This window comes from Bifidobacterium sp., assembly GCF_051876855.1.
In the GTDB taxonomy this organism is placed as follows: Bacteria; Actinomycetota; Actinomycetes; order Actinomycetales; family Bifidobacteriaceae; genus Bifidobacterium.
On record NZ_JBJEIH010000036.1, the window covers coordinates 1,818 to 25,197 of the forward strand.

At 62.2% G+C, this 23,380-nt stretch carries 20 protein-coding genes; 19 read left to right on the forward strand and 1 reads right to left on the reverse strand.

What is annotated here, in order from left to right; translation table 11 throughout:
• From ACI38B_RS02815 to ACI38B_RS02905, 19 genes are all read left to right on the forward strand, one after another.
• A partial coding sequence (locus ACI38B_RS02815; RefSeq protein ID WP_439729443.1) for a tRNA ligase subunit PheS family protein occupies positions 1-585 on the forward strand: 585 nt, incomplete at its 5' end.
• A 7-nt stretch (positions 586-592) separates the two neighbouring features.
• Complete coding sequence (pheT, locus tag ACI38B_RS02820; protein ID WP_439729444.1) at positions 593-3,205, forward strand: phenylalanine--tRNA ligase subunit beta; 2,613 nt, start codon at positions 593-595, stop codon at positions 3,203-3,205.
• Between the two features lie 196 nt (positions 3,206-3,401).
• Positions 3,402-4,199, forward strand: a complete 798-nt coding sequence (locus ACI38B_RS02825) for a hypothetical protein (protein WP_439729445.1) — start codon at positions 3,402-3,404, stop codon at positions 4,197-4,199.
• Between the two features lie 146 nt (positions 4,200-4,345).
• Positions 4,346-5,440: an N-acetyl-gamma-glutamyl-phosphate reductase gene (argC, locus tag ACI38B_RS02830; RefSeq protein WP_439729446.1), complete on the forward strand. Its 1,095-nt coding sequence runs from the start codon at positions 4,346-4,348 to the stop codon at positions 5,438-5,440.
• A complete protein-coding gene (gene argJ, locus ACI38B_RS02835) occupies positions 5,437-6,606 on the forward strand; it encodes a bifunctional glutamate N-acetyltransferase/amino-acid acetyltransferase ArgJ (RefSeq protein WP_439729447.1) in 1,170 nt (389 codons plus the stop codon). Before argC ends, argJ begins: the two co-directional genes overlap by 4 nt.
• A 68-nt stretch (positions 6,607-6,674) precedes the next feature.
• Positions 6,675-7,628 carry an acetylglutamate kinase gene (gene argB / locus ACI38B_RS02840; RefSeq protein ID WP_439729448.1) on the forward strand — a complete coding sequence of 318 codons (954 nt, stop codon included), beginning with the start codon at positions 6,675-6,677 and terminating at the stop codon, positions 7,626-7,628.
• Positions 7,618-8,916 (forward strand): acetylornithine transaminase, encoded by a 1,299-nt coding sequence (locus tag ACI38B_RS02845; RefSeq protein WP_439729449.1) that lies wholly within the window; start codon positions 7,618-7,620, stop codon positions 8,914-8,916. The genes argB and ACI38B_RS02845 overlap by 11 nt, the downstream gene beginning before the upstream one ends.
• 131 nt (positions 8,917-9,047) lie before the next feature.
• Positions 9,048-10,013: an ornithine carbamoyltransferase gene (argF, locus tag ACI38B_RS02850; protein ID WP_015451276.1), complete on the forward strand. Its 966-nt coding sequence runs from the start codon at positions 9,048-9,050 to the stop codon at positions 10,011-10,013.
• A 14-nt stretch (positions 10,014-10,027) separates the two neighbouring features.
• Complete coding sequence (gene argR / locus ACI38B_RS02855; protein ID WP_439729450.1) at positions 10,028-10,546, forward strand: arginine repressor; 519 nt, start codon at positions 10,028-10,030, stop codon at positions 10,544-10,546.
• Between the two features lie 265 nt (positions 10,547-10,811).
• Complete coding sequence (locus tag ACI38B_RS02860) at positions 10,812-12,050, forward strand: argininosuccinate synthase (protein WP_015451273.1); 1,239 nt, start codon at positions 10,812-10,814, stop codon at positions 12,048-12,050.
• A gap of 231 nt (positions 12,051-12,281) precedes the next feature.
• On the forward strand, positions 12,282-13,784 hold the full coding sequence (argH, locus tag ACI38B_RS02865; protein WP_439729451.1) for an argininosuccinate lyase: 1,503 nt from the start codon (positions 12,282-12,284) through the stop codon (positions 13,782-13,784).
• A 1-nt stretch (position 13,785) separates the two neighbouring features.
• Positions 13,786-14,310: an HD domain-containing protein gene (locus ACI38B_RS02870; protein ID WP_439729452.1), complete on the forward strand. Its 525-nt coding sequence runs from the start codon at positions 13,786-13,788 to the stop codon at positions 14,308-14,310.
• Complete coding sequence (locus ACI38B_RS02875) at positions 14,307-15,125, forward strand: putative ABC transporter permease (RefSeq protein ID WP_439729453.1); 819 nt, start codon at positions 14,307-14,309, stop codon at positions 15,123-15,125. Before ACI38B_RS02870 ends, ACI38B_RS02875 begins: the two co-directional genes overlap by 4 nt.
• Positions 15,126-15,352: 227 nt before the next feature.
• A complete protein-coding gene (locus ACI38B_RS02880; RefSeq protein ID WP_439729454.1) occupies positions 15,353-16,735 on the forward strand; it encodes a hypothetical protein in 1,383 nt (460 codons plus the stop codon).
• Between the two features lie 141 nt (positions 16,736-16,876).
• Positions 16,877-18,202 (forward strand): tyrosine--tRNA ligase, encoded by a 1,326-nt coding sequence (tyrS, locus tag ACI38B_RS02885; protein WP_015451268.1) that lies wholly within the window; start codon positions 16,877-16,879, stop codon positions 18,200-18,202.
• 153 nt (positions 18,203-18,355) lie between these two features.
• Positions 18,356-20,473, forward strand: coding sequence for a helicase (locus tag ACI38B_RS02890; RefSeq protein WP_439729455.1), 2,118 nt, complete (start codon positions 18,356-18,358; stop codon positions 20,471-20,473).
• Complete coding sequence (locus tag ACI38B_RS02895) at positions 20,470-21,504, forward strand: HAD-IIA family hydrolase (RefSeq protein WP_439729456.1); 1,035 nt, start codon at positions 20,470-20,472, stop codon at positions 21,502-21,504. The genes ACI38B_RS02890 and ACI38B_RS02895 overlap by 4 nt, the downstream gene beginning before the upstream one ends.
• Positions 21,501-21,800 (forward strand): hypothetical protein, encoded by a 300-nt coding sequence (locus ACI38B_RS02900; RefSeq protein WP_439729457.1) that lies wholly within the window; start codon positions 21,501-21,503, stop codon positions 21,798-21,800. Before ACI38B_RS02895 ends, ACI38B_RS02900 begins: the two co-directional genes overlap by 4 nt.
• A complete protein-coding gene (locus tag ACI38B_RS02905) occupies positions 21,797-22,570 on the forward strand; it encodes a TlyA family RNA methyltransferase (protein WP_439729458.1) in 774 nt (257 codons plus the stop codon). Before ACI38B_RS02900 ends, ACI38B_RS02905 begins: the two co-directional genes overlap by 4 nt.
• On the opposite strand, the gene ACI38B_RS02910 is transcribed toward ACI38B_RS02905, so the two are convergent.
• Complete coding sequence (locus ACI38B_RS02910; protein WP_439729459.1) at positions 22,534-23,337, reverse strand: hypothetical protein; 804 nt, start codon at positions 23,335-23,337, stop codon at positions 22,534-22,536. The two genes, ACI38B_RS02905 and ACI38B_RS02910, sit on opposite strands and share 37 nt — an antisense overlap.
• Between the last annotated feature and the right edge of the window lie 43 nt (positions 23,338-23,380).

Consider the following 23,380-nt stretch of genomic DNA (forward strand, 5'->3'; position numbering starts at 1 on the left):
ATGCAGGACACCTTCTACGTCAAGGGCAACCAGGCCAAGGACGCTGCGGGCTTCGTCGGCTCCAACATGGTGTTGCGTACGCAGACTTCCTCCGACCAGGTGCGCGCGCTGCTTACCCGCGGGGTTCCGCTGTATATCGCGTCCCCGGGCCGTGTGTTCCGCACGGACGAGCTCGACGCCACCCACACCCCGGTGTTCCACCAGTGCGAGGCGCTCGCGGTGGACAAGCATCTGACCATGGCCGATCTCAAGGGCGTGCTGGACAAGCTTGCCGTCGCCATGTTCGGCCCCGAGGCCAAGACCCGTCTGCGTCCTAGCTACTTCCCGTTCACTGAGCCGAGCGCCGAGCTTGACCTGTGGTTCCCTGACAAGAAGGGCGGCGCCGGCTGGCTCGAATGGGGCGGCTGCGGCATGGTCAACCCGAACGTGCTCAAGTCCGCAGGGCTTGACCCGGAGGTATACACCGGCTTCGCGTTCGGCGTCGGCATGGAGCGTACGCTTCTGCTGCGCCACGACATCAACGACATGCACGACCTCGTCGAAGGTGACGTGCGCTTCAGCGAACAGTTTGTGATGGGGGAGTGATTGACCCATGCCTATGGTTGATATTGACTGGCTCAAGGAACACGTCGAGGTTCCCCAGGGCTTGACCTACGAACAGCTTGCCAAGGATCTTGTTAAGGTCGGCCTCGAAGAGGAGCAGATCCATGCTTCCCAGGTGACCGGTCCGATCGTGGTCGGCTATGTGGTGGATGCCACGCCGGAACCGCAGAAGAACGGCAAGACCATCAACTGGTGCCATGTGGATGTCGGCGACAAATACAATGCCGTCGACGAGAACGGCAACAAGGTGCCGCGCGGCATCGTGTGCGGAGCGCCGAATATGGCCGCCGGCGAGAAGGTTGTCGTCACGCTGCCGGGAGCTGTGCTGCCCGGTGATTTCCGTATCGAACCGCGCAAGACCTACGGGCATATGTCCGACGGCATGTGCGCTTCCGAACGCGAACTCGGACTCGGCGACAATCATGACGGCATCATCCTGCTGCGCAACTACGGCTTCACGCCTGACGAGTATGAGGCGCTCAAGCCCGGTGACGACGCGATGCACCTGCTGCATCTGGACCAGCCGATCCTCGAGATCAACATCACCCCGGACCGTGGGTACACGCTTTCCTACCGTGGTGTGGCGCGCGAATACCATCATTCCACCGGTGCGAAGTTCACCGATCCGGTGATTGAGCTCAACGAGAAGGCGCCGGATCTGACCGCCGTGGCGACCGGCACCCCGTCCGACATCGAAGTGTCCATCGAAGACGACAACCCGATTCACGGTGTCCCCGGTTGCGACCGCTATTATGCTCGTGCGGTGCGCAATTTCGACCCGTCCTCGCATACGCCGAACTGGATGCGTCGCCGTCTGATCCGTTCAGGCATGCGGGCTATCTCGCTCGCTGTGGACGTCACCAACTACGTGATGCTTGACTTGGGCCAGCCGATGCACGCCTACGATCTGGACAAGATCGAAGGCCCGATCGTTGTGCGCCGCGCCAAGGCGGGCGAGAAGCTCACCACGCTCGACGGCAAGGACCATGACCTGAGCCCGGAAGACCTGCTGATCACGGATTCGCCGAACGGCCAGCACGGTTCACGCATCCTCGGCATCGCCGGCGTGATGGGTGGCCTGTATGGCGAAGTGACCGCTGAGACGAAGAACGTACTGCTGGAATCCGCGCATTTCGACCAGGTCACCATCGCGCGTTCGGCCCGTCGCCACAAGATTCCTTCTGAGGCATCGAAGCGTTTCGAACGCGGCGTGGACTTCGCATTGCAGCCGGCAGCCGCGCAGATGGCAGCCGAACTGATGACCAAGTACGGCAACGGTGAGCCGTCCGAGCATCCTACCGACGTGAACAACACGCCTGCACGCCGTCGTCCTATCCACTTCAAGGCCGACGAGGTGCGTCGCGTCGCAGGCCTCGATACGCCGGTCAACAAGATCAGCGATATCCTTACCGATATCGGCTGCATGGTCGCCGGTGGCGGCAATGGCGAATTCTCCGTCACCCCGCCGACGTGGCGTCCTGATTTGAACGAGCCGTGCGATCTGGTCGAGGAAGTCGCCCGTCTGGTCGGCTACGACCAGATCCCGACCACCGTGCCGCCGGCTCCAGTGTCCGGTGCCGTCGGCCTGACCCCTGACCAGCGTCATCGCCGTGAGGTGGCCAACGAGCTCGCCGAATACGGTATGGTCGAGACGCTGAGCTACCCGTTCGTCGGCGACGCCGACTACAAGGCGTTCTCCTATGACGCCGACGCGGTCAAGCCTGTCAGCGTGGAAATCGCGAACCCGCTCGCCGGGGACCGTCCGTTCCTGCGCCGCGAAGTCCTGCCGACCTTGGCTCACACCGTGCAGCGCAATCTGCGTCGCGGCATCGAGAACGTCAGCCTGTATGAAATCGGGCATGTGTACCTGTGGAATCCGAACGCCCCCGCCATCCCGGCGCTCCCCGGCGGTGTCAAGCCGACCGACGAACAGCTCAAGGCATTGGACGCGGGTCTGCCGGACCAGCCGCTTCACGTGGCTGGCATCCTTGCCGGCAAGGCTGAGGAAACCGGCTGGCTGGGCGTGCATCGTGACGTCGATTGGTCTGACGCGGTCGAGGCCGTGCAGCGGATCAGTGACCGTCTGGGCGCGCATCTTACGTTGTCGCAGCCGGCTGCCGCCGATGTTCCTGCGCAATGGCATCCGGGCCGCGCCGCCAAGGTGATGGCCGGTGAAACCGAGGTCGGCATGGTCGGCGAGCTGCATCCGCACGTCAACGAGGCGCTCGAATTCCCGGCGCATACCGCCGCCTTCGAACTCAATCTGACCGCGCTGTTCGGCACACTTGACGGCAAGCCCGTGCAGGCCAAGCCGATTTCGACCTTCCCGCCGGTCAAGCAGGATCTTGCGTTCACGGTCCCGGACACGGTGAGTGCCGCTCAGCTTGAAGCTGTGATCCGCAAGGCGGCAGGCGACCAGCTTGAATCCATCCAGCTGTTCGACGTGTTCACCGGCGATCAGCTCGGCGAAGGCAAGAAGTCGCTTGCGTTCTCGGTGGTCTTCCGTTCCGCGGACAAGACCTTCGACTCGCAGGACAGCGTTACGGTCCGTAAGGCCGTCACCGACGCCGCCGCTGAGCTTGGCGCGCAATTGCGTGCGTAATCGGCGGTTACGCTGACAAGGGTGCTATCGTGGTGTGCGCAAGCGGCGCACACCCGGAGGGCCATTGATTCTGCCGGCTCCCGGATTGGGCGCCGGCAGATGTGTATTCAGGCTGTCCGGCCTTGTGGCTGGGCGGCGGACAGGCCGGACAACGGCAGCCGCGGTGCGTGACATAGCGCGGCAACGAGGAGGAACCATGAGCGAAGCCGATCGTCCCGGACAGACGGCATCTGAACCGCAGCAGACCACGGGCGAGAGCGCCGGTTCTGCGCAGTCCGCACAGACAAGCCGGTCGGGAGCGCCGGAATACGGTGCTATGCGCAGTCAGTTCCCCGCCGATTACAACCCTTACCAGTTCGGCCGCGACGATGACGACAGCGGTAAGAACAAGCGTCAGGATGCCAATCCTTCGCCTGCGGGGCAACAGGGCGGCAACACCCAGCCGGCAATGCCGTGGGTGGGCGCGCCGCAGCAGGGGCAATGGCCGGGGAGCAACCAACCGCAAGGCCCGTCCCGGCAGTATCCGTCTGAGCAATACACTCAGTCTGGGCAGCAGAATCCGAACCAGCCGTACGGGCCGTATCCGTACGGGCCGCAAGGTGTGTGGCCGCAACAAGGCAGGAACGGTGCGCCGTTGCCGGGCCAACCCGGTTATCAGCCGCGGTATTTCAACGGTATCGATGTCAACGACCCCGCTTCCAATCCGTTATACGGGCGCTGGGACAGTTCAGCCATCGTGTCGTTCGTGTTTGCGCTCATGGGATTGCCTATCCTCCCGGCGATCCTTGGGGCAGTCTCGATTTGGCGTGACAAGACCTTCCATATGAAAGGCCGAGGATTCGCCATCGCCGCGGTCATCATCGATGTGATCATCACCGTGGCGTGGGTGTGGATGCTGGTCAAAGGCATCACCTCCGCCGATTTGTACCAGATGATCGGCAACCAACTGTACGGCGGCGGATCGGGAAGCGGAACGGATTCGCTGAGTGCCTGACTGCGCCTGACTGCGCGTGTACGGCGGACTGTGGTGTTGCCTGAGTTGTGCGCGACACACCCGTGCATAGTTATACATGGTTCTGTATAGATATGCTATACTGGCGGTATTGATATGCAGCCATCATGCATGGGAAGTGATGTGAAATGGCAAAATACACCGTCGCGGTGGCAGGAGCTACCGGGTATGCAGGCGGGGAGGCGTTGCGCATTCTGGCGGCGCACCCCGATTTCGAGGTGACGTGCGTCGCAGGTCATTCTTCGGTGGGAGACAGACTGGGCAAGCATATGCCGCATATCCCGCAGCTTGCGGATTTGACGGTGCAGGACACCACCCTGGAAGTGCTCAACGGGCATGATGTCATCGTGCTCGCCCTGCCGCACGGCGCTTCCGGCGCTCTGGCCGCCAAGCTCGACCCACAGTCCATCGTTGTCGACTTGGGTGCGGACCACCGTCTCGAAGAGCGGGACGCTTGGGATGCTTTCTACGGCGGTGATTTCTACGAGCACTGGACGTACGGCATGCCCGAGCTTATCACCGGCAAGAGCGCTGACGGCACGTATACCCGTCAACGCGCCGCGTTGCCCGGCGCCAAGCGCATCGCAGGCCCGGGGTGCAATGTCACCGCGACCACGTTCGCGTTGCAGCCCGGCATCGCCGAAGGGCTGGTTGAACATACCGGCATTGTCGCCGACCTCGCCGTCGGTTATTCGGGTGCCGGCAAGAACCTCAAGCGCACCAACCTGCTGGCTGCCGAAGCCTTTGGTTCCGCGGTGCCTTATGGCGTCGGCGGCACCCATCGGCATATCCCCGAAATCCTGCAGAACTTCGCCCATGCCGCCGGTTTGCAGGCGGCGCAGGCGTCGCAGTTCTCGCTGTCCTTCACCCCGGTGCTGGTGCCGATGGCGCGCGGCATCCTCGCCACGGTCAGTGCGCCGATGACCGCAACAGCCCGCGATCTGAGCGACGACCAGCTGCACGCGGTGTGGGAGCAGGCGTACGCCGGGCAGGATTTCATCACCGTGCTGCCGCAGGGTACGCTTCCGGCCACCGGCAATGTGGTCGGCTCGAACGCGGCGCACGTTCAGGTCGTCGCTGACCGTCATGCAGGCAGAATCATCGCTTTCGCAGCAATCGACAACCTCAACAGGGGAACCGCCGGACAGGCGGTCGAATCGCTGAACATCGCCTTGGGGCTTCCCGAGGACCAAGGTCTGACCAAGATTGGAGTGGCACCATGAGTGTAACGTTCGCACAAGGATTCTCCGCCGCCGGAGTCGCCGCCGGCATCTCCGCGAAAGCAGGCAAGCTTGATCTTGCCTTCGTGGTCAACAACGGCCCGCTTGACGCGGCGGCCGGCGTATTCACCTCCAACCGATTCTGCGCAGCCCCGGTACAGTGGTCGCGCAAAGCGGTGGCCGACGGTCATCTCAAGGCCGTGGTGCTCAATTCCGGCGGGGCGAACGCCTGCACCGGCCAACCAGGGTTCGAACAATCCCAAGCCACTGCGCATGAGGCGGCAGGACTGCTCGGCGTCGAAGACGGTAAGGTCGCGGTATGTTCGACCGGACTGATCGGCGAGCTGCTGCCGCTCGACCACGTCCTGTCCGGAGTGCACAGCGCTTACGCGGGGCTTGATTCCGGCGAAAAGGGCGGAAGCGACGCCGCGCACGCAATCATGACCACCGACACCAAGCCGAAAACCGTGGCGTTGGAAGGCAACGGATACCGCATCGGCGGCATGGTCAAGGGCTCCGGTATGATCGCCCCGCAGCTGGCTACGATGCTCTGCGTCATCACCACTGACGCCGTCGTCACCCCGGGCGCCATGCAGGCCGCGTTGTCCGCAGGCACCTCAGTGACCTTCAACCGCATTGACACCGACGGCTGCATGTCCACTAACGACACCGTGCTGCTGCTCGCGTCGGGCGCTTCCGGCGTGGAGCCGGCCCCGGACGAATTCAACGATCTCGTCCGCCGGGCATGCGCATCCCTCGCCCGCCAGATTGTAGGCGACGGTGAAGGCGCCAGCCACGACATCCGCATCAGCATCCACGGGGCAACCAGTGAAGACGCGGCGCTCGCCTGCGGGCGTGCCATCGCCGCATCGAACCTGTTCAAATGCGCGGTCAGCGGCAACGACCCGAACTGGGGCCGCATCCTCAGCTCGCTGGGCACGGTTCCGCCTAGTGTCGCGCCATTCGACCCGACGCATGTGGATGTCGACGTCAACGGCGTGCGCATCTGCCAAGGAGGCGGCACCGGGCGTGACCGCTCCGAGGTCGATATGACCCCGCGCGAAGTGGGAGTGGACGTCTACCTCAACGCCGGCGAGGCCGAAGCGACTGTGTGGACCGATGACTTGACCCACGAATACGTACACATCAACGCCGATTACGAGAGCTGATCGGCAAAGGTCGCCCACCGAGGGTATGCCGGTCATGGCATATCAAGCGAACATACAGAAAGAACGGCATGAGTGAATTGAAAGGTCCGGGCTACCACCTGGACGTGCACACCGACCTGCGGGCGGACCAGAAAGCCGAAGTGCTGATCGAGGCGCTTCCTTGGCTCGAGGAGTTCGCCGGGCAGCGGATCGTCATCAAATACGGCGGCAACGCCATGGTCGACGAACATCTCAAGCAGTGCTTCGCCGAAGACATGGTGTTCCTGCGTCAAGTGGGCATGCATCCCGTCGTCGTCCACGGCGGCGGCCCGCAGATTTCCATGATGCTCAAGGCACTCGGCATTAAATCCGAGTTCAAGGGCGGTCTACGCGTCACCTCGCCTGAGGCGATGGACGTCGTGCGTATGGTGCTCACCGGCAAGGTTTCCCGCGAACTGGTCGGCTACATCAACTCCCACGGTCCGATGGCCGTAGGCCTGTCAGGCGAGGACGGTGGCCTGTTCTCCGCCATGAAGCGCAAGCCCATCATCGATGGCAAACCCACCGATATCGGGCTCGTCGGCGATGTGGTCAGCGTCGACGCCTCCGCTGTTGAGGATCTGATTTCCGCCGGTCGCATTCCGGTTGTGTCCTCGGTCGCGCCAGACGAAGAAGACGCCACCCAGGTGCTCAACGTGAACGCAGACTCCGCGGCCGCGGCCCTCGCCTCCGCGCTTGGCGCCCGCAAACTGGTGATTCTCACCGATGTTGACGGCCTGTACGCGGATTGGCCGGACCGCAACTCTCTGATTGGCCGCATCGGCGTCGAAAACCTGCGCGACATGCTGCCCGATCTGGAAACCGGCATGCGGCCCAAGATGGAGGCATGCGTGCGCGCCATCGATGGGGGAGTGCCCCAGGCGCACATCATCGACGGGCGCAAACCACATTCGATTCTGAACGAGATATTCACCACCGCAGGCGTCGGCACCATGGTCGTGCCCGAAGATGGTGTGGAAATGAGGAGTTCCTATGACGACTGACGGACAGCTCGAACAACTCGGGACCAAAGACAAAGCATGGCTCGGCAAATACTCGCAAGTGCACATGAACGTGTTCGGCACTCCGCTGCGCGTCATGGATCACGGCAAGGGCACGCGCATCTGGGATATCGACGGCAATGAATACCTTGATTTCCTCGCAGGTATCGCGGTTAACTCACTCGGTTACGCCCATCCGGCGTGGGTGAAGGCCATCAGCGAGCAGGCGGCCAAAGTCGCCCACACCAGCAACTATTTCGCCACCGAACCGCAGATCGAACTCGCGGCGAAACTGGTCAAGCTCGCCGGAGCCCCTGAAGGGTCCCACGTCTATTTCGGCAATTCGGGCGCCGAAGGCAACGAGGCCGCCATCAAGCTTGCCAAGCTGTACGGGCGTACACTTCCGGGTGCATTGCCTGAACAAGGCGGCAAGCCGGCGCGTATCATCTCCATGGTCCACGGTTTCCACGGGCGCACTCTGGGCGCGCTGAGCGCCACCTGGAAGCCCGTGATCCGCGAGCCGTTCGAGCCGCTCGTTCCGGCGGTCGAATTCGTCGAACCCGGTGACGTCGAAGCGCTCAAGGCCGCATTCGACGCGACCGGAACCGCAGCTGACGGCAAAGGCCCGGTCGCCGCGGTCATCATGGAACTCATCCAAGGTGAAGCCGGCGTCATGCCGGTCGGCGCCGAGTATGTACGCCAGGCGCGGCAGCTGTGCGACGAGCATCATGCGTTGCTCATCATCGACGAAGTGCAGACCGGTATCGGACGTACCGGCAGCTGGTTCGCCTTCCAACAGAAGGAACTCTCCGGTGGTGTGACCCCGGATATCATCACCTTCGCCAAAGGTGTGGCGGGAGGCTTCCCGATGGGCGGCATGATCGCCTTCGGACAGCGGTTGTCCGACCTGTTCACTCCCGGATCGCATGGATCCACCTTCGCAGGCAACCCGCTCGGGGCCGCGGCTGCGCTCGCCACCTTGGGCGTCATCGAGCATGATAATCTGCTCGCCAACGCCCAGGCGCGAGGCAAGCAGCTGCGCGAAGGCATCATGGCTACCGGCAATCCGCTGTTCAAGTCAACGCGCGGTGCCGGTCTGCTGGATGCGGTCGAGCTGGCGCACCCGTGCGCTCATGCGGCGATGAACTGGATGCTTGAACACGGGCTGATCGTCAACGCCGTCGCCCCGAATGCGCTGCGCATCGCGCCCCCGCTGATCGTCTCCGCGCAGGATGTGGATGAGGCCGTTTCGATTATGGCGGGCGTGCCGGCGGATCTCGCCGACGACTGACGTCACGGTCTTCGTGGCCGCTACGACCGATGTACAACCGGTTCGCGACCGGTGCAAGGGCGACGCCCGAGTTGGACAGGCCGAAGAGACAGTACAGACCAAAGAGAACCAAAGAGAATGGAGTACACCGTATGGATGGGCAGTTGCGCCACATGCTTCGCGATGATGACGTCAATCATGACGAGCAGAAGCAGATCATCGCACTTGGATTGAAATTCCGTGAAAACCGCTTCTACAAGCGGCCGTTCGAGGGGCCGCAGGGCGTCGCCGTGCTGTTCGACAAGCCCAGCACCCGCACCCGTTCGAGCTTCTCAATCGGCGTGGCGGAACTCGGTGGATATCCGCTGGTCATCGACAAGTCCGGCTCCCAGCTGGGCCGAGGCGAGCCGGTCGCCGACACCGCGCGCGTACTCACCCGTATGGCCTACGGCATCGTCTGGCGCACCTTCGGGCAGGAACGCGTCGAGGAGATGGCCAAATATGCGACCGTCCCCGTCGTCAACGCGCTGACCGACCAGTTCCACCCCTGCCAGGTGCTCGCCGACTTCATGACAATCGCCCAGTTCCGCGGCGGTGTCGATGCGCTTGCCGGGCAGACCATCGCCTACTTGGGAGATGCGGCCAACAATATGGCCAACTCCTATCTGCTCGCTGGCGCGACCGCGGGTATGAACGTCCGCATCGCCGGACCTTACGGTTATCTGCCTGAGCAGAGCATCGTGGATGACGCCAAGCGCATCGCGGCCGAAAACGGTGGGTCCATCCTTGTGACCACCGATCCGCGCGAGGCGGTCGAAGGTGCAGACTGCGTGTTCACGGACACCTGGGTGTCCATGGGCGAAGAAGCCGAGTATGAGAAGCGTTCCAAGCCGTTCTGGGATTACCAGGTCAACGACGAACTGATGAAGCTCGCCAAGCCGGACGCCCTGTTCCAGCACTGCCTGCCCGCGTACCGCGGCAAGGAAGTCACCGCATCGGTGATTGATGGCCCGCAGTCCGTGGTCTGGGACGAAGCCGAAAACCGCCTGCACGCCCAGAAAGCCCTGCTCACCTGGCTGACCGGCCAGCTGCGCGGCGACGAAAGCCTGCTCGCCTAAGCTGCGTGGACGCTATGGAAGACAAGAAAACGCCGTTGCAACGGCCTGCGACACGGGCGGCTCGTCTCAGCGCGATCGAGGAGATGCTGCTGCATCACATCGTCACGTCCCAATCTCAACTCTCCGACATGCTGTCGGATGAGGGAATAGACGTCACCCAGGCGACGCTCAGCCGAGATCTCGAGGAGATCAACGCGACCAAAACACGTCTCGAGAACGGGACGGTCGCCTACGTGTTGGGGTACGGGCAGTCGACGACTCCGAAATCGGCGCAACAGCAGATGTCGCGTATTCTGTCCGGATTGGTCACTTCCGTGGCGTCGGCGCGCAATCTTGCGGTGATACATACGCCTTCGGGGGCGGCCCAGTATGTGGCCAGTGTCATGGACCGCCAATCACTGGACGATGTGCTCGGCACAATCGCCGGCGATGACACCGTGCTCATCATCTGCAAGGATGACCAATCGGCAGCCGCGCGTGCCAAATGGCTGCTGAGCATCGCCTCCTCCAACAGCCAGCAGAGCGCTGACTGATCCTGTGTGCCACGCCCGGTGGACTGTCACCACAATGACAATCCACCGGGCGTACCTTTTTCTGCGTACCTTTTCTGCGTGGGTTTGGTCATCGTGGCTCGTTTCAGCAAACGGCGGTTTGCATGCGAATCCTGTCCGCAGACAGGTCCGTGCGCGGTCCGATCAGAAAAACGACACGCGGAACACCGCTTAATGCATACTTATGCATAGGTCTGTATATAATTACAGTATCGATATGCAAGAACTCCAATCAGAAAGGGCAGTCATGAGCGACAACAAGCGCATCGTCTTGGCGTATTCCGGAGGCCTCGACACCTCCGTGGCAATCCCGTACCTCAAGGAGCGCACCGGCAAAGACGTCGTTGCCGTGTCCCTCGACGTCGGCCAGGGCGGCGAAAGCCTCGAGACCATCAAGCAGCGTGCACTCGCCTGCGGCGCGGTCGAAGCATATGTCGTGGACGCCCGTGAGGAGTTCGCAGACGAATACTGCATGCTCGCCCTCAAGGCGAACGCCATGTACGAAGGCGTCTATCCGCTCGTCTCCGCCATCTCCCGTCCGCTGATCACCAAGCATTTGGTGCGTGCAGCCCACCAGTTCGGCGCCGACACCATTTCGCACGGCTGCACCGGCAAGGGCAACGATCAGGTCCGTTTCGAGGTCTCCATCCAGTCGATCGACCCGACGCTCAAGGCCATCAGCCCGATTCGCGACTTGTCCCTGACCCGCGATGTCGAAATCCAGTTCGCCAAGGACCACAAGCTGCCGATCACCCAGACCGAGAAGAGCCCGTACTCCATCGACCAGAACGTGTGGGGCCGCGCCATCGAGACCGGCTTCCTCGAAGATCCGTGGAACGCCCCGACCAAGGACTGCTACTCCTACACCGACGACCCGGCATTCCCGCCGGTCGAGGACGAAGTGGTCATCGAATTCAAGCAGGGCGTCCCCGTCAAGATCGACGGCAAGGAAGTCACCCCGCTGCAGGCCATCGAGGAAATGAACCGCCGCGCCGGCGCCCAGGGCATCGGCCGTATCGACCTGATCGAGGATCGTCTTGTCGGCATCAAGTCCCGCGAACTGTATGAAGCCCCGGGTGCTGTAGCGCTCATCACCGCGCATCAGGAACTCGAGAACTGCTGCCTCGAACGTGAACAGCACCGCATCAAGCGCGATATCGACAAGCGCTGGGCGGAGCTCGTCTACGACGCCCAGTGGTTCTCCCCGGCGGTCCATTCGCTCAACGCTTTCATCGAGGACACCCAGAAGTACGTGTCCGGCGAAATCCGCATGACCCTGCACGGCGGACGTGCAGTCGTGACCGGACGCCGCTCCGACAGCTCGCTGTACGACTACAACCTCGCCACCTACGATTCCGGTGACAGCTTCGACCAGCACGCGTCTAACGGCTTCATCGAGATCTACGGCCTGCCGAGCAAGGTTGCCGCTGCTCGTGACGTCAAGTTCGGCAACGGCATCGAAGTGCCGGAGAACACCGTCGAGTAACCCCAGCCGCGGCACGCGCACCTTGCGACACAGGGTGTTATGTGCGGGGAATGCATTGGGAAGGCCATGCCGGCACGCCGGTTCATGGCCTTCCCGGCGTATCCGGCCGGTTTGACGAATCACCGGTGTAGGGTAGGACACAACAAGCCTGCGGAATACTGAGTCCGGCAACGCTGCATCCGGCAACGCCGAATCCGACAACCCAGACAAGACAGAAAGACGCCAACGTCCATGGAACAGAACAACGAACAGGAACATTCGAACGCACCGGAACATTCAATCGCGCTGTGGGGAGGGCGATTCTCATCCGGTCCCTCGCCTGAGCTGGCGCGGCTGAGCAAATCGACCCAGTTTGACTGGCGGCTCGCCGATGACGACATCGCTGGTTCGCGTGCTCATGCACGCGCTCTCGGCCGTGCGGGACTGCTCACCAAGGACGAGCTCAATCGTATGGAAGCCGCACTCGACCAGCTGCAGCGTTCCGTTGACGACGGGTCGTTCGCCCCCATCGAGGAGGACGAGGACGAGGCGACTGCACTCGAACGCGGTCTGCTGGACATCGCCGGAGACGAGCTCGGCGGCAAACTGCGGGCAGGACGGTCACGTAACGACCAAATCGCCGCACTCATCCGCATGTGGCTGCGCCGTCATGCCCGCTTCATCGCCGGGCAGATTCTCGACGTCGTCCAAGCACTGATCGGCCAGGCCGAACAGGCGGGAGACACCGTCATGCCCGGACGTACCCATATGCAGCACGCCCAGCCGGTTCTGCTCGCCCACCAGCTCATGGCGCACGCTTGGCCGTTGCTGCGCGATGTACAACGCCTGGTCGACTGGGACCACCGGGCGGACGCCAGTCCGTACGGTTCCGGTGCGCTTGCCGGCAACACCCTGGGACTTGACCCTGATGCCGTGGCGCGCGAACTCGGTTTCAGCCGCGTCACCGAAAACTCAATCGACGGGACGGCAAGCCGCGACGTAGTTGCGGAATTCGCGTTCGTCGCAGCGATGACCGGCATCGACCTGTCGCGTCTGAGCGAGGAAATCATCATCTGGAACACCCAGGAGTTCGCCTTCGTCAAACTCGACGATGCCTATTCGACCGGCTCGTCGATCATGCCGCAGAAAAAGAACCCGGACATCGCCGAGCTCACCCGTGGCAAGTCCGGCAGGCTGATCGGCGACCTGACCGGTCTGCTCGCCACCCTGAAGGGCCTGCCGACCGCATATGCGCGCGATTTGCAGGAAGACAAGGAAGCGGTGTTCGATCAAGTCGACACACTTGAGGTTGTGCTGCCCGCATTCGCTGGCATGCTACGCACCATGGTCTTCGACAAGAAACGTCTCGAGCAGGAGGCGCCACGCGGTTTCGCGCTCGCCACGGATATCGCCGAATGGCTGGTGCGCAACGGTGTGCCGTTCCGCCACGCCCACGAGCTGTCCGGCGCGTGCGTCAAGCTCGCCGAAGGCCGCGGCCAGGAACTGTGGGATTTGACCGATGACGATTTCATCAGCGTGTTCAGCGGTTTCCTGCCCGCAGACAAAGCCCCGCAAGTGCGTGAAGTCCTGTCCACCAAGGGGTCTGTCACGGCGCGTAACGGCCGTGGCGGCACTTCGCCGGCACGGGTGCGCGAACAGATTCTCGCCGCGAAGAACCTTGCCGTCGAGCTGGGGCATTTCGCCACATCGCGCAGTGACGGCAGCGCCTTCAAAGCCCCGGGTTCTTTGGCCTGATATGCTCGACCGAATCCAGATTCAGCGCATCGTCGAGCGCCAGGGCGCGGAAATCATCCTGCATGAGCATATGCGCATCGAGCGTAACAGTTACCAGCATGGGTCGGTGACGACTTTCGCCCATTCCATCCGGGTCGCCTGCCTCAGCATCTGGCTGGCGGACCGGATGCGTCTGTGGAACCGGGTCGATCAACGCGCCCTGGTACGTTCCGCGCTGCTCCACGACTATTTCCTGTACGACTGGCATGAGTGGGACAACGGCACGCATCGTCTGCACGGTTTGACCCATGGACAGGCCGCGCTGCTCAACGCTTCCCGTGACTTCCAACTCGGCGGCGTCGAACGTGATAGCATCGCGCGGCATATGTTCCCGTTGACGCCGATTCCACCAAAATACCTCGAAGGGTACATCGTGTCACTCGCGGATAAGATCAGCGCCACTCGGGAGACCTTGTCGCCGACGCGATTCAAGCGCCGCAAGCGGTATGCCCGACATCCCCGACACTCCCGGATGTCTCGCGCATGATCCTCGGCACACTCGAACGGCTGTTCCTGTGGTTCATCGGCTACAGCATCGCCGGGTGGACTTACGAATCCATACTGGTGTCCGCGGCGAGCCGCCGCTGGATGAACCGAGGCTTCCTCAACGGTCCGCTCTGCCCGATATACGGGGTGGGGGCAGTGCTGGCCGTTTTGCTGCTCAGCGGCATCGCCAATCCGGTGGTCGTGTTCCTCGCGGCGGCTGGTGGTGCCAGCGTGCTCGAATACGTGACATCATGGGCCATGGAGCAACTGTTCCATGCGCGATGGTGGGATTACAGCCGTCGCCGGTTTAACATCCAAGGACGGGTGTGCCTGCTGGGGGCCGTGGTGTTCGGCGCTGCGGGCGTGCTCATCGTCAAGGTGGCTCAGCCTGTGGTCGTGGCGCTGACGCAGGCGATTCCGTCTGCAGTGTTGCATGCGGTATGCGCTGTCTGTGCTGCCGTGCTCGTGGGGGATACTGTCGTGACGGTCCGCGGTATGGCCGGTTTCGAAGAGAATCTCGACAAGCTCAAAGCCATGATTCATGAATATGCCTCGCGGGCGGGGGAGAGTCTGCCCGTGTGGGACGGGCCCACGCTGACGCGCCGAATGCACGCCTGGTCGGAATCCTCCCAGGAGACGTTTACGCGGCTGCGCGACGCGGCGACGGGTGTGCTCAGCGCGCAGCAACGTCGCATGATTGATGCATTCCCGCGCCTGACTTCCACCACATCCAGCACCTACGATTCACTCATCGAAACCGTTCGACACCTGATTGACCGCAACGGTGGCGATGCGGCCGACGGCAACAATCGGTGAATATGCAAAATCGAACACGATGATGTGTGTGATTCGACGCGAATCTGTCAAAGCATGATGATAGCTTGGTGAAAACTGGGAGAGCAGTGAGGCAAGGAATTTCCAAGGGAACCAGTCGGGCACACTTTGGAATCCGGTAAGAGAACGGGGAAACCATGGGTGGTTCTGTAACCGCGAGAGACGAGGAAACCGCCGCGTCAGAAGGATTCGTTCCAAGGACCGCAGCTATGCGTACAAGACGTGGCGCCGTCGCGGATTGCATGTTCAGACGGTTCATTCTGGTCTTCGCATTGTTGTGCGGCATGATTCTGCCCTTGGGCGGCTGCAGCGTCGATACCGGGACAAGCCCGGACGACTTCTCGAAGGCTGCACGGGAGCACGGCATGACGGTCAAGGATTTGGGTGACTCGTGCTCGAATGCTGCGGACTTCTCCAGTGCTGATTTATCGCGTTTGCGCTCCGGTGAAATCACTTTCAACTCGTGCAGTTTGGCCACCGTCCCGAATAATGACGAAATCGCCGTGATTTATCTCGAGGCCCTGGACCCCATCGACGCGAAAAAGTCACTGTCCCGTTTCAACGACGATCTGAAATCCGATGCGACAGGGCTGACGAGTGTGCCCAACGGACTTGAATTCTCCGACCAAGGGTATTGGGGCGGCGTGTATATCAAGCGGTATTCCATCCTCTTCGCCATGGCCAACAACGCGAACAAGGACCTGGCAAAGGAGTTCTCCCAGAGCATGGGCTACGGTGTCAAATCGATAGATTCCCATGATTTGGTCCGTCCTGCCTGCTTCGTGATCGCCTTTTTCTTTGTCTTGATCTCGAGCCTGTGGAAGATGTTCCGCCAGAAGAGGCAAGCAGCGCGAACGGCGAGGCTTGCGTGGCAGCAGCAGGCGACCGCGCCCAGCATGCCGATGTCTACGGGCGCCGTAGCTATGCCGGTGATGCCGACGAACGTCACATTCGCCCCCAATGTCCCTGCCACCAGCGTCCCAGATGTGAACGTCCCAGCCACCCGCGTCTCTGGTGCCGGTGCCGGGATGCCATCATCGCCGGATCTGTCGCAGGCACAGTTCGGCATGTTCCAGCCGCAATATCCGGTACAGCCACAGTATGCGGGGCAACAGCAGTTCCTGCCTCAGCCGCAGGCCGATGAACCGATGCTGGAGCAGTCGCAGAACGTCTATCAGCCGCAGACGTTCGAGCCGTTGTCGTTTGAACCGCAGTCGGCTGGGTCGCAATCGTCCGGGTCGCAGCCTCTCGAGCAGCAGTCGTTCGGCCCGCAATCGTCACAATCGCAATTCTTTACACCACAGTCGTTTGCCCCGCAATCGCCGGAGCCGCAGACGTTCGAGCCCCAAACGTTCGAGCCCCAAACGTTCGAGCCACAGACCTTCTTCCCGCAGCCGAGCCCAGACCAGCAGTCGTCCGCGTTGCAGTTCGGCGTCTCGTCCCAAGATACCGGATCCGCTCCCGACACCCCGCAGCTGTTCCAGCCGCAGTCGTTCGAGCCGCAGTCGCTCACCGCTCAGCCATCTGGTATCCAGCCGGATGACGACCAGCCGCGATATTCTGACCAGTCGCAATATCCCGAGTGGCAGTAGGCGTGTCGGCCGGGCTCGGGCCATGCCCGGCTGTCGGCATGAGCTGGCACAATATATGAGATTGAGTGTGTCTGTGCGGCAGGGTCGCGGTACGTGCCGGTACAGCACACGGCACTGCATGACAACAACAGAGGGAGCATCATGGCCCAGGTAAGGAATTACAGGGATGCCGGCTTCTCCACCCCTATGGAGGAGCTGGAATGGCGCGGACTCATCAACCAATCCACCGACAAGGAACAGCTTGCGGCTGTGCTCAACGGGAATCCCATTTCTTACTATTGCGGCTTCGACCCGACGGCGCCATCGCTCCACATCGGCAATCTCGTGCAGCTCATCGTGATGCGTCACCTCCAGGCTGACGGGCATCAGCCCTATGCTCTGGTGGGCGGCGCCACCGGTCTGATCGGCGACCCGCGGCAAAGCGGCGAGCGTACACTCAACCCCAAGGAGATTGTCGCCGGGTGGGTTGAGCGTTTGCGCACGCAGATTTCGCGTTTCCTTGATACCGAAGGCGACAACGGCGTGCGTTTCGTCAACAACTACGACTGGATCGCCAACATGTCGGTCATTGACTTCCTGCGCGATGTCGGCAAGAACTTCCGGCTCGGCACCATGCTCAGCAAAGAGACCGTCGCCCGTCGTCTCAACTCCGAAGAAGGCATCTCCTTCACTGAATTCAGCTATCAGGTGTTGCAAGGCAACGACTTCCTGCACCTGTACGACGAATACGGTGTGGTGCTTGAGACGGGTGGCGCCGACCAGTGGGGCAACCTCACGTCTGGCCTCGACTTGATCCGCAAGGTGCGGGGAACCTCCGTGAACGTGATGACCAGCCCGATCATCACGGATTCCCAGGGCAAGAAGTTCGGCAAGTCCGAGGGCAATGCCATGTGGCTGGACCCGACCATGCTGAGCCCGTACAAGTTCTACCAGTTCTGGTTCAACCAGCCCGACGACCAGGTCGTGAAACTGCTCAAGGTGTTCACCTTCCTGCCCAAGGACGAGATCGAACGTCTTGCGGGCGAGGTCGAAGCAAATCCTGGCGCCCGCGAAGCGCAGAAGACGCTTGCGTGGGAGGTCACCAGCTATGTGCACGGTGAGGAAGCCACCCGGCAGGCCATTGACGCGGCGGCCGCACTGTTCGGCCGTGGCGGCGATTTGCGGACCATCGGCGAAGACACACTGGAAGCCGCCATCGAGGGGCTGAAAGTCGACGATGGTGAAGGCGGCCGGACCTTCGCACAGGTCGCGGCAGGCGACCGCGTGGCTGAGGCAGGTGTCAAGGCCGGACTGTTCAAGTCGGTGTCCGAAGCCCGTAAAACAATCAAATCCGGTGGCGTTTACATCAACAACCAGCGTGTCGAAGACCAGGACCAGCTGCTCGCCGAGGACGATTTCCTCGAGGGCGGTTACGCGCTGATCAGACGAGGAAAGAAGGCTCTGGGCGCGGTCCGGCGCGCGCAATGACACCGTCCCGGCATCTGCCGGGTACGCACAGGGACGGGTGAACCCGATCACCCGCGAAGAACCGATAACGACAATTTCGGCAGACAACAACACAGCATCAGAGCATTGGCGTCCTCATGACACCGGTGCATACGAAACACGGAAAGCAGACGTATGGCAGAAGAACATCACGGCAACGGCAAGCGCGGAGACGGCAAATCATTCGGATCCCGTCGTCCCGGATCCCGCGGCGGCAAGGGATTCAAGCCTCGCGGCAATGGAAATGGGCGGTCGTACGGCCATGGGCGCGGCGAGCGTGACGGTGACGGATACCACAAGGGCCCGCGCCGCGACGGTTATCGTAAGGATTTCCACCGTGACGGCGAGCATCGTGGCGGATTCCGCAAGGACGGCGAACACCGCGATGGCGAACGTCGCAACGACGGTGAGCGTCGTGGCGGATATTCCCGCGACGGTTATCGTAAGGATTTCCACCGTGACGGGGAACGTCGTGACGGTGAGCATCGTGGAGGGTTCCGTAAGGACTTCCACAAGGGCGGATTCCATAAGGGCGGTTACCACAAAGATGGCTACCGCAAGGATTTCCATCATGATGACCGCCGTGATGACCGTCGTGACGGTGATTCCCGTGAGCCGCGCGAGTATCGCGACCGTGACGGGCAGCGTCGCGACGACCGCGGATATCGCGGCGACCGCAAGGATTACGGCAAGCGTGGCGGCTACGGCAACAAGAGCTTCCATCGCGGCGACCGCAAAGGCGGGTACGATCGCCCGCGCCGTGACGGCGAGGAACGCCGGGAAGGCGGCAATCCGCGATATCGTCATGACGATCGCCGTCCGTTCGACGATCATCGCGGCGGCAAAGGTGAACGCCGTCCATGGCGCAACGACGATCGCAATGATCGCAACGATCGCAGGGACCAGCGCCATGATGACGCCGCCAAGCAGGGTGGTGAGGAGCGTCGCGAGTTCAACCGTGAAGAGCGCCAGCAGTGGCGTGAGCGCAAGCGCGAGGAGTATATGTCCAAGCCGCGGCGCAACTCGGACGGCACGGTGTCCTACCCGTCTCAGAACCCGTATACGGACCGTCGTCCTGGCGAGCCGAAGATGCCGAAGGGCCTGACGTGGTCCATGCTCTCCTCCGATGAGCGTGAGCGTCTGCGCGGCCTGTCCAAGGAACATGCCGAGAACGTCGGCCTGCATATCCTCGCCGCATACGCGCTTGAGCAGGACGATCCGCAAGCCGCTCTGGAACATGCCCAGTGGGCAGCTCGTCAGGCGTCCCGCGTGGACTTCGCCCGTGAGGCCCTGGCCTTCGTCGCATACCGTCAAGGCAAGTACAAGCTGGCGTTGCGCGAGTTCCGTACCGCATATCGTATGAACGGCTATCTTGATTACCTGCCGCTGATCGCGGATTGCGAGCGTGGAGTTGGCCATCCGAAGAAAGCCATCGAAATCGCGTTGTCTGACGAGGCGCGTGCACTGAGCGGCGAAGCGAAGGCGGAGATGTTCCTCGTGTACGCCGGCGCGCTGGGTGATCTGGAGCTTTGGGACAAGGCCATTGACATTGCCCACAAGCTGGGGCGTTCGCAGGGTCTGCCGGGCGCGTACCGCATGCGTGCCATCCAGGCCGAGCAGTATTTCCTCGAACAGGCCGGACGTGACGACGAGGCTGCGAAGCTTGACGATGTGCTTGATCGCCTTGAAGCCCAGTACGCTGAAGAGGACGAGGACGAGCAGTCCGCCGATGACATCGTCATCGACTACGATTTGGAGCATCTGCCGGAAGATCTGATGGAAGAGCTGGGTATCAGCGAGGACGATGCCCAGTATGCGCCCGAGGATCCCGAAAACGAGGATGACGAGACCGAGCTGCCCGCCGAGGAGACCGAGGACGGCGCACAAGCCGACCAGGAACCCCAGCAGACGCAGGACGAAGCCGACGCGAACGCCGCACAGGCCGATGCCTCCGATGGGCCCGCCGCGGTGCAGCCCGCCGATGACGGTCAGACCGAAGACGAGGTATCCGATGCCGAGTCTGCCGAGTCTGCCGATGAATCCGATGAAGCAGATGCAGACGAGACAGGCGCGTCCTCCGATGCTGCGGATTCTGCGGATGCGACTGATGCCGCCGATACACCGGATACACCGGCTGTGCCGGCCTCATCGGACACAGATGATTCCGACGACGAAACGGCTGGCGAAGCGCCTGAATCCGCGGACGAATCCGCCGACGAACCCATTGACAATCCGGACGGCGAAGAGGCATGAGCAAGCTGCTTGGCGGCAGCGACAAGCCGCTCGCCGAAGCATATCGGCTCGCGCTGCTCGACCTTGATGGGGTCGTGTATCGCGGCAAACTGCCTGTGGAACACGCGGCGGACAGCATCCGCCGCGCACAGGACGTCGGTATGACCGTCGAATACACGACCAACAACTCCTCGCGTTTCCAGCGCGTTGTGGCCGACCAGTTGCGCGGTTTCGGGCTCGATGTCGAACCATGGCAGGTGATCACCTCGTCGGTGGTCGCTTCGCGTATGGTCGCACGCCATGTTCCCGCAGGCTCGCCCGTGCTGGTGCTCGGCGCGGATCATCTGGCTCAGGAGGTAGCAGCCCAAGGATTGCAAGTCGTCCGGCGCGCTGAAGACCATCCGGTCGCGGTCATCCAAGGCTGGTACCCACAGATGAACTGGGAGGAGATGGCGCAGGTCGCGTACGCCGTTGAACGGGGTGCGCAATATTTCGTGACGAATCGCGATCTGACCATTCCGCGTGAACTTGGTGTCGCTCCCGGCTGTGGCTCAATGATTCAAGCGGTTATTAACGCCACCGGCGTCGAACCGATCGCATCGGCAGGTAAACCGGAATCGGCAATGTACGATGAAGCCAGACTGCTCGCCGCCCATGATGGCACCACGCCCGTCGAACGGGAGCAATGCCTCGCCATCGGCGACCGTCTTGACACCGATATCGAGGCCGGCAACCGGGGCGGCTATGATTCGCTCGCCGTGTTGACTGGGGTGACCGACCCGCAACAGCTGCTGCACGCCCCCGAACACCTGCGCCCGACGTATGTGTCGGCCGATTTGCGAGGACTGCTTGAGCCGATACCCCAGCCGGTACAGCAGACGGATGGCTCATGGCGGTGCGCCGGCGCCCTCGCACGCGTCGATGGCGGCGTATTGCGCATTGACGGCCCGCATGATATCAACGCGTTGCGTGCCGCCCTGTGCGCCGCATGGTCCGGCATGGATGCCTCCCTGTCTGTTGACACCTCAGACTTGAGGTTCGAATTGGCATGAACGCGGACACCCTACGAATCCCCGGTGACGGGCTGACATCGGCCAACGCCGGGGCACCGGTCGCGCACACTAAGCCTGCCGATACCAGCGCTGTCAATACCGGCGTTCCCGACTCAGGCGTTTCTGACATCAGCGTTTCTGACGCTGCCGACGACACCGTGCCCCCGGCACTCGAATCACGGTACCCACAGTTGCGTGGGTGGCCGCAGATGGATGACGCGCAACGTATCGAAGCGCTCGGCGGTGTGCTTACCGGTTTGCAGCATGCCTTGGATGAGGGGACGGCACGCCGATGAGCGCATCAGCAGCGCCCGTCCGGCTTGATATCGCCATCGTCGATCGTGGTTTGGCACCCACACGCACGAAATCCAGCCGATTGATCAAAGACGGGCACGTCACGGTCAACGGCAAGGTGCAGACCAAACCGTCGTTCGCGGTCAGGCCGAGCGATGCCATCGACGTCGACCGCGGAGACGACTACGTGTCACGCGGCGCCTACAAACTGGTCGGTGCATTCGCAGCCTTTAAAGATCACGGCCTTCCCGAGCCGATCGGCATGTCTTGCCTGGATATCGGAGCTTCGACCGGGGGATTCACCCAAGTGCTGCTGCGGCGCGGCGCCGCACGGGTTATCGCGCTCGATGTCGGACACGGACAGCTCGATCCACGGATTGGGGCCGACCCGCGTGTCACGGACATGAGCGGCGTCAATATCCGTGATGTGACAGGCGACGACCTGCCTTGGAGCCCTGATATGATCGTCTCCGACGTGTCGTTCATCTCCCTGACCTATGTGATTCCCGTGATTGCGAGGATTTCACGGCCGGGCACGCATGTCGTGCTCCTGGTCAAACCGCAATTTGAAGTGGGGCGCGGCAATCTCGGTAAAAACGGCATCGTCGACGATCCGCAGCTACGGGAACAAGCCCTGCTCCATGTCAGCGAATGCGCCCAAGACCACGCGATGACCGTATGCGGCACGGCGGTCTCACCGATTGAAGGGACCTTCGGCAACGTGGAATATCTGCTTTATCTGCGTACCGGGCAAGTTCGCGCCGCGCAGTGAACCGGTGTCGTGCCACTGGACATCGCCCGCCCTGCGGGAAGCACATACCCGTCGCGGCGTTCGAAGAAGCGGATGCGGGAATCTTCATCGACTGACAGATGGGCTTCGAGCGGTACCGTACGCACATCGCTGGAGTCTTCGAGCATGATGCATTCGGCGCTGATCTGGTCGCAGCGCAGTCTGCGGGCTTCGACTTGGTGCGCTTCGATTCTGCGAATCGTGCTGTGCGGGTCACGGCGGCGCAGCGTCCGATGCGCCCACAGTCCGTCGCCCAGTGTGTCGATCATGACCGAGTTGTTCGCCACAAGATGTGGGGCGTTCATCACCCCGGTCATGGCCAAGCCGGATGCGAGCAGCCCGCCTTCCGCTTGCAGTATGCCGGCCATTTTCGCTTCGCCGCAGCATGTGACTTGTCCCGCGCACCGGATGTCGCCGACGAAGTTGAGTTCGCAGCAGGCCGCCTCGCCTTGTACAACAATGGTGCCGTACCCGCTGATTTTCGAGACATGCAGATTGCCGTCGCACACAATGCGCGCGTTCTCGCAGATCAGAGTACCGCCGTCGATTTGCGGTGCATGCAGACATCCAAGCACCCTTGCCTGCCGGATGACGAGCGGCTCGTCGCGCCTGATTGTATGGATAATCGTCGTGTACAACGGGTCGTATTCGTGTTCTGGACGCTGTCCGTGCTGCCCATGTGCGGAATGTTCTGTGGTTTCGTCCCCGATCGCGGGCAGTTGCAGGTGTTGCCGGCTCTCCGTGGTCATCTTCGCCCTTCTGTGAGGTTGCCAGCGTCCCGGTATCCCCACC

Coding starts and splice junctions, on each gene's coding strand:
- pheT (WP_439729444.1), top strand. CDS start 593: ATGCCTATGGTTGATATTGACTGGCTCAAGGAACACGTCGAGGTTCCC.
- ACI38B_RS02825 (WP_439729445.1), top strand. CDS start 3,402: ATGAGCGAAGCCGATCGTCCCGGACAGACGGCATCTGAACCGCAGCAG.
- argC (WP_439729446.1), top strand. CDS start 4,346: ATGGCAAAATACACCGTCGCGGTGGCAGGAGCTACCGGGTATGCAGGC.
- argJ (WP_439729447.1), top strand. CDS start 5,437: ATGAGTGTAACGTTCGCACAAGGATTCTCCGCCGCCGGAGTCGCCGCC.
- argB (WP_439729448.1), top strand. CDS start 6,675: ATGAGTGAATTGAAAGGTCCGGGCTACCACCTGGACGTGCACACCGAC.
- ACI38B_RS02845 (WP_439729449.1), top strand. CDS start 7,618: ATGACGACTGACGGACAGCTCGAACAACTCGGGACCAAAGACAAAGCA.
- argF (WP_015451276.1), top strand. CDS start 9,048: ATGGATGGGCAGTTGCGCCACATGCTTCGCGATGATGACGTCAATCAT.
- argR (WP_439729450.1), top strand. CDS start 10,028: ATGGAAGACAAGAAAACGCCGTTGCAACGGCCTGCGACACGGGCGGCT.
- ACI38B_RS02860 (WP_015451273.1), top strand. CDS start 10,812: ATGAGCGACAACAAGCGCATCGTCTTGGCGTATTCCGGAGGCCTCGAC.
- argH (WP_439729451.1), top strand. CDS start 12,282: ATGGAACAGAACAACGAACAGGAACATTCGAACGCACCGGAACATTCA.
- ACI38B_RS02870 (WP_439729452.1), top strand. CDS start 13,786: ATGCTCGACCGAATCCAGATTCAGCGCATCGTCGAGCGCCAGGGCGCG.
- ACI38B_RS02875 (WP_439729453.1), top strand. CDS start 14,307: ATGATCCTCGGCACACTCGAACGGCTGTTCCTGTGGTTCATCGGCTAC.
- ACI38B_RS02880 (WP_439729454.1), top strand. CDS start 15,353: ATGCGTACAAGACGTGGCGCCGTCGCGGATTGCATGTTCAGACGGTTC.
- tyrS (WP_015451268.1), top strand. CDS start 16,877: ATGGCCCAGGTAAGGAATTACAGGGATGCCGGCTTCTCCACCCCTATG.
- ACI38B_RS02890 (WP_439729455.1), top strand. CDS start 18,356: ATGGCAGAAGAACATCACGGCAACGGCAAGCGCGGAGACGGCAAATCA.
- ACI38B_RS02895 (WP_439729456.1), top strand. CDS start 20,470: ATGAGCAAGCTGCTTGGCGGCAGCGACAAGCCGCTCGCCGAAGCATAT.
- ACI38B_RS02900 (WP_439729457.1), top strand. CDS start 21,501: ATGAACGCGGACACCCTACGAATCCCCGGTGACGGGCTGACATCGGCC.
- ACI38B_RS02905 (WP_439729458.1), top strand. CDS start 21,797: ATGAGCGCATCAGCAGCGCCCGTCCGGCTTGATATCGCCATCGTCGAT.
- ACI38B_RS02910 (WP_439729459.1), bottom strand. CDS start 23,337: ATGACCACGGAGAGCCGGCAACACCTGCAACTGCCCGCGATCGGGGAC.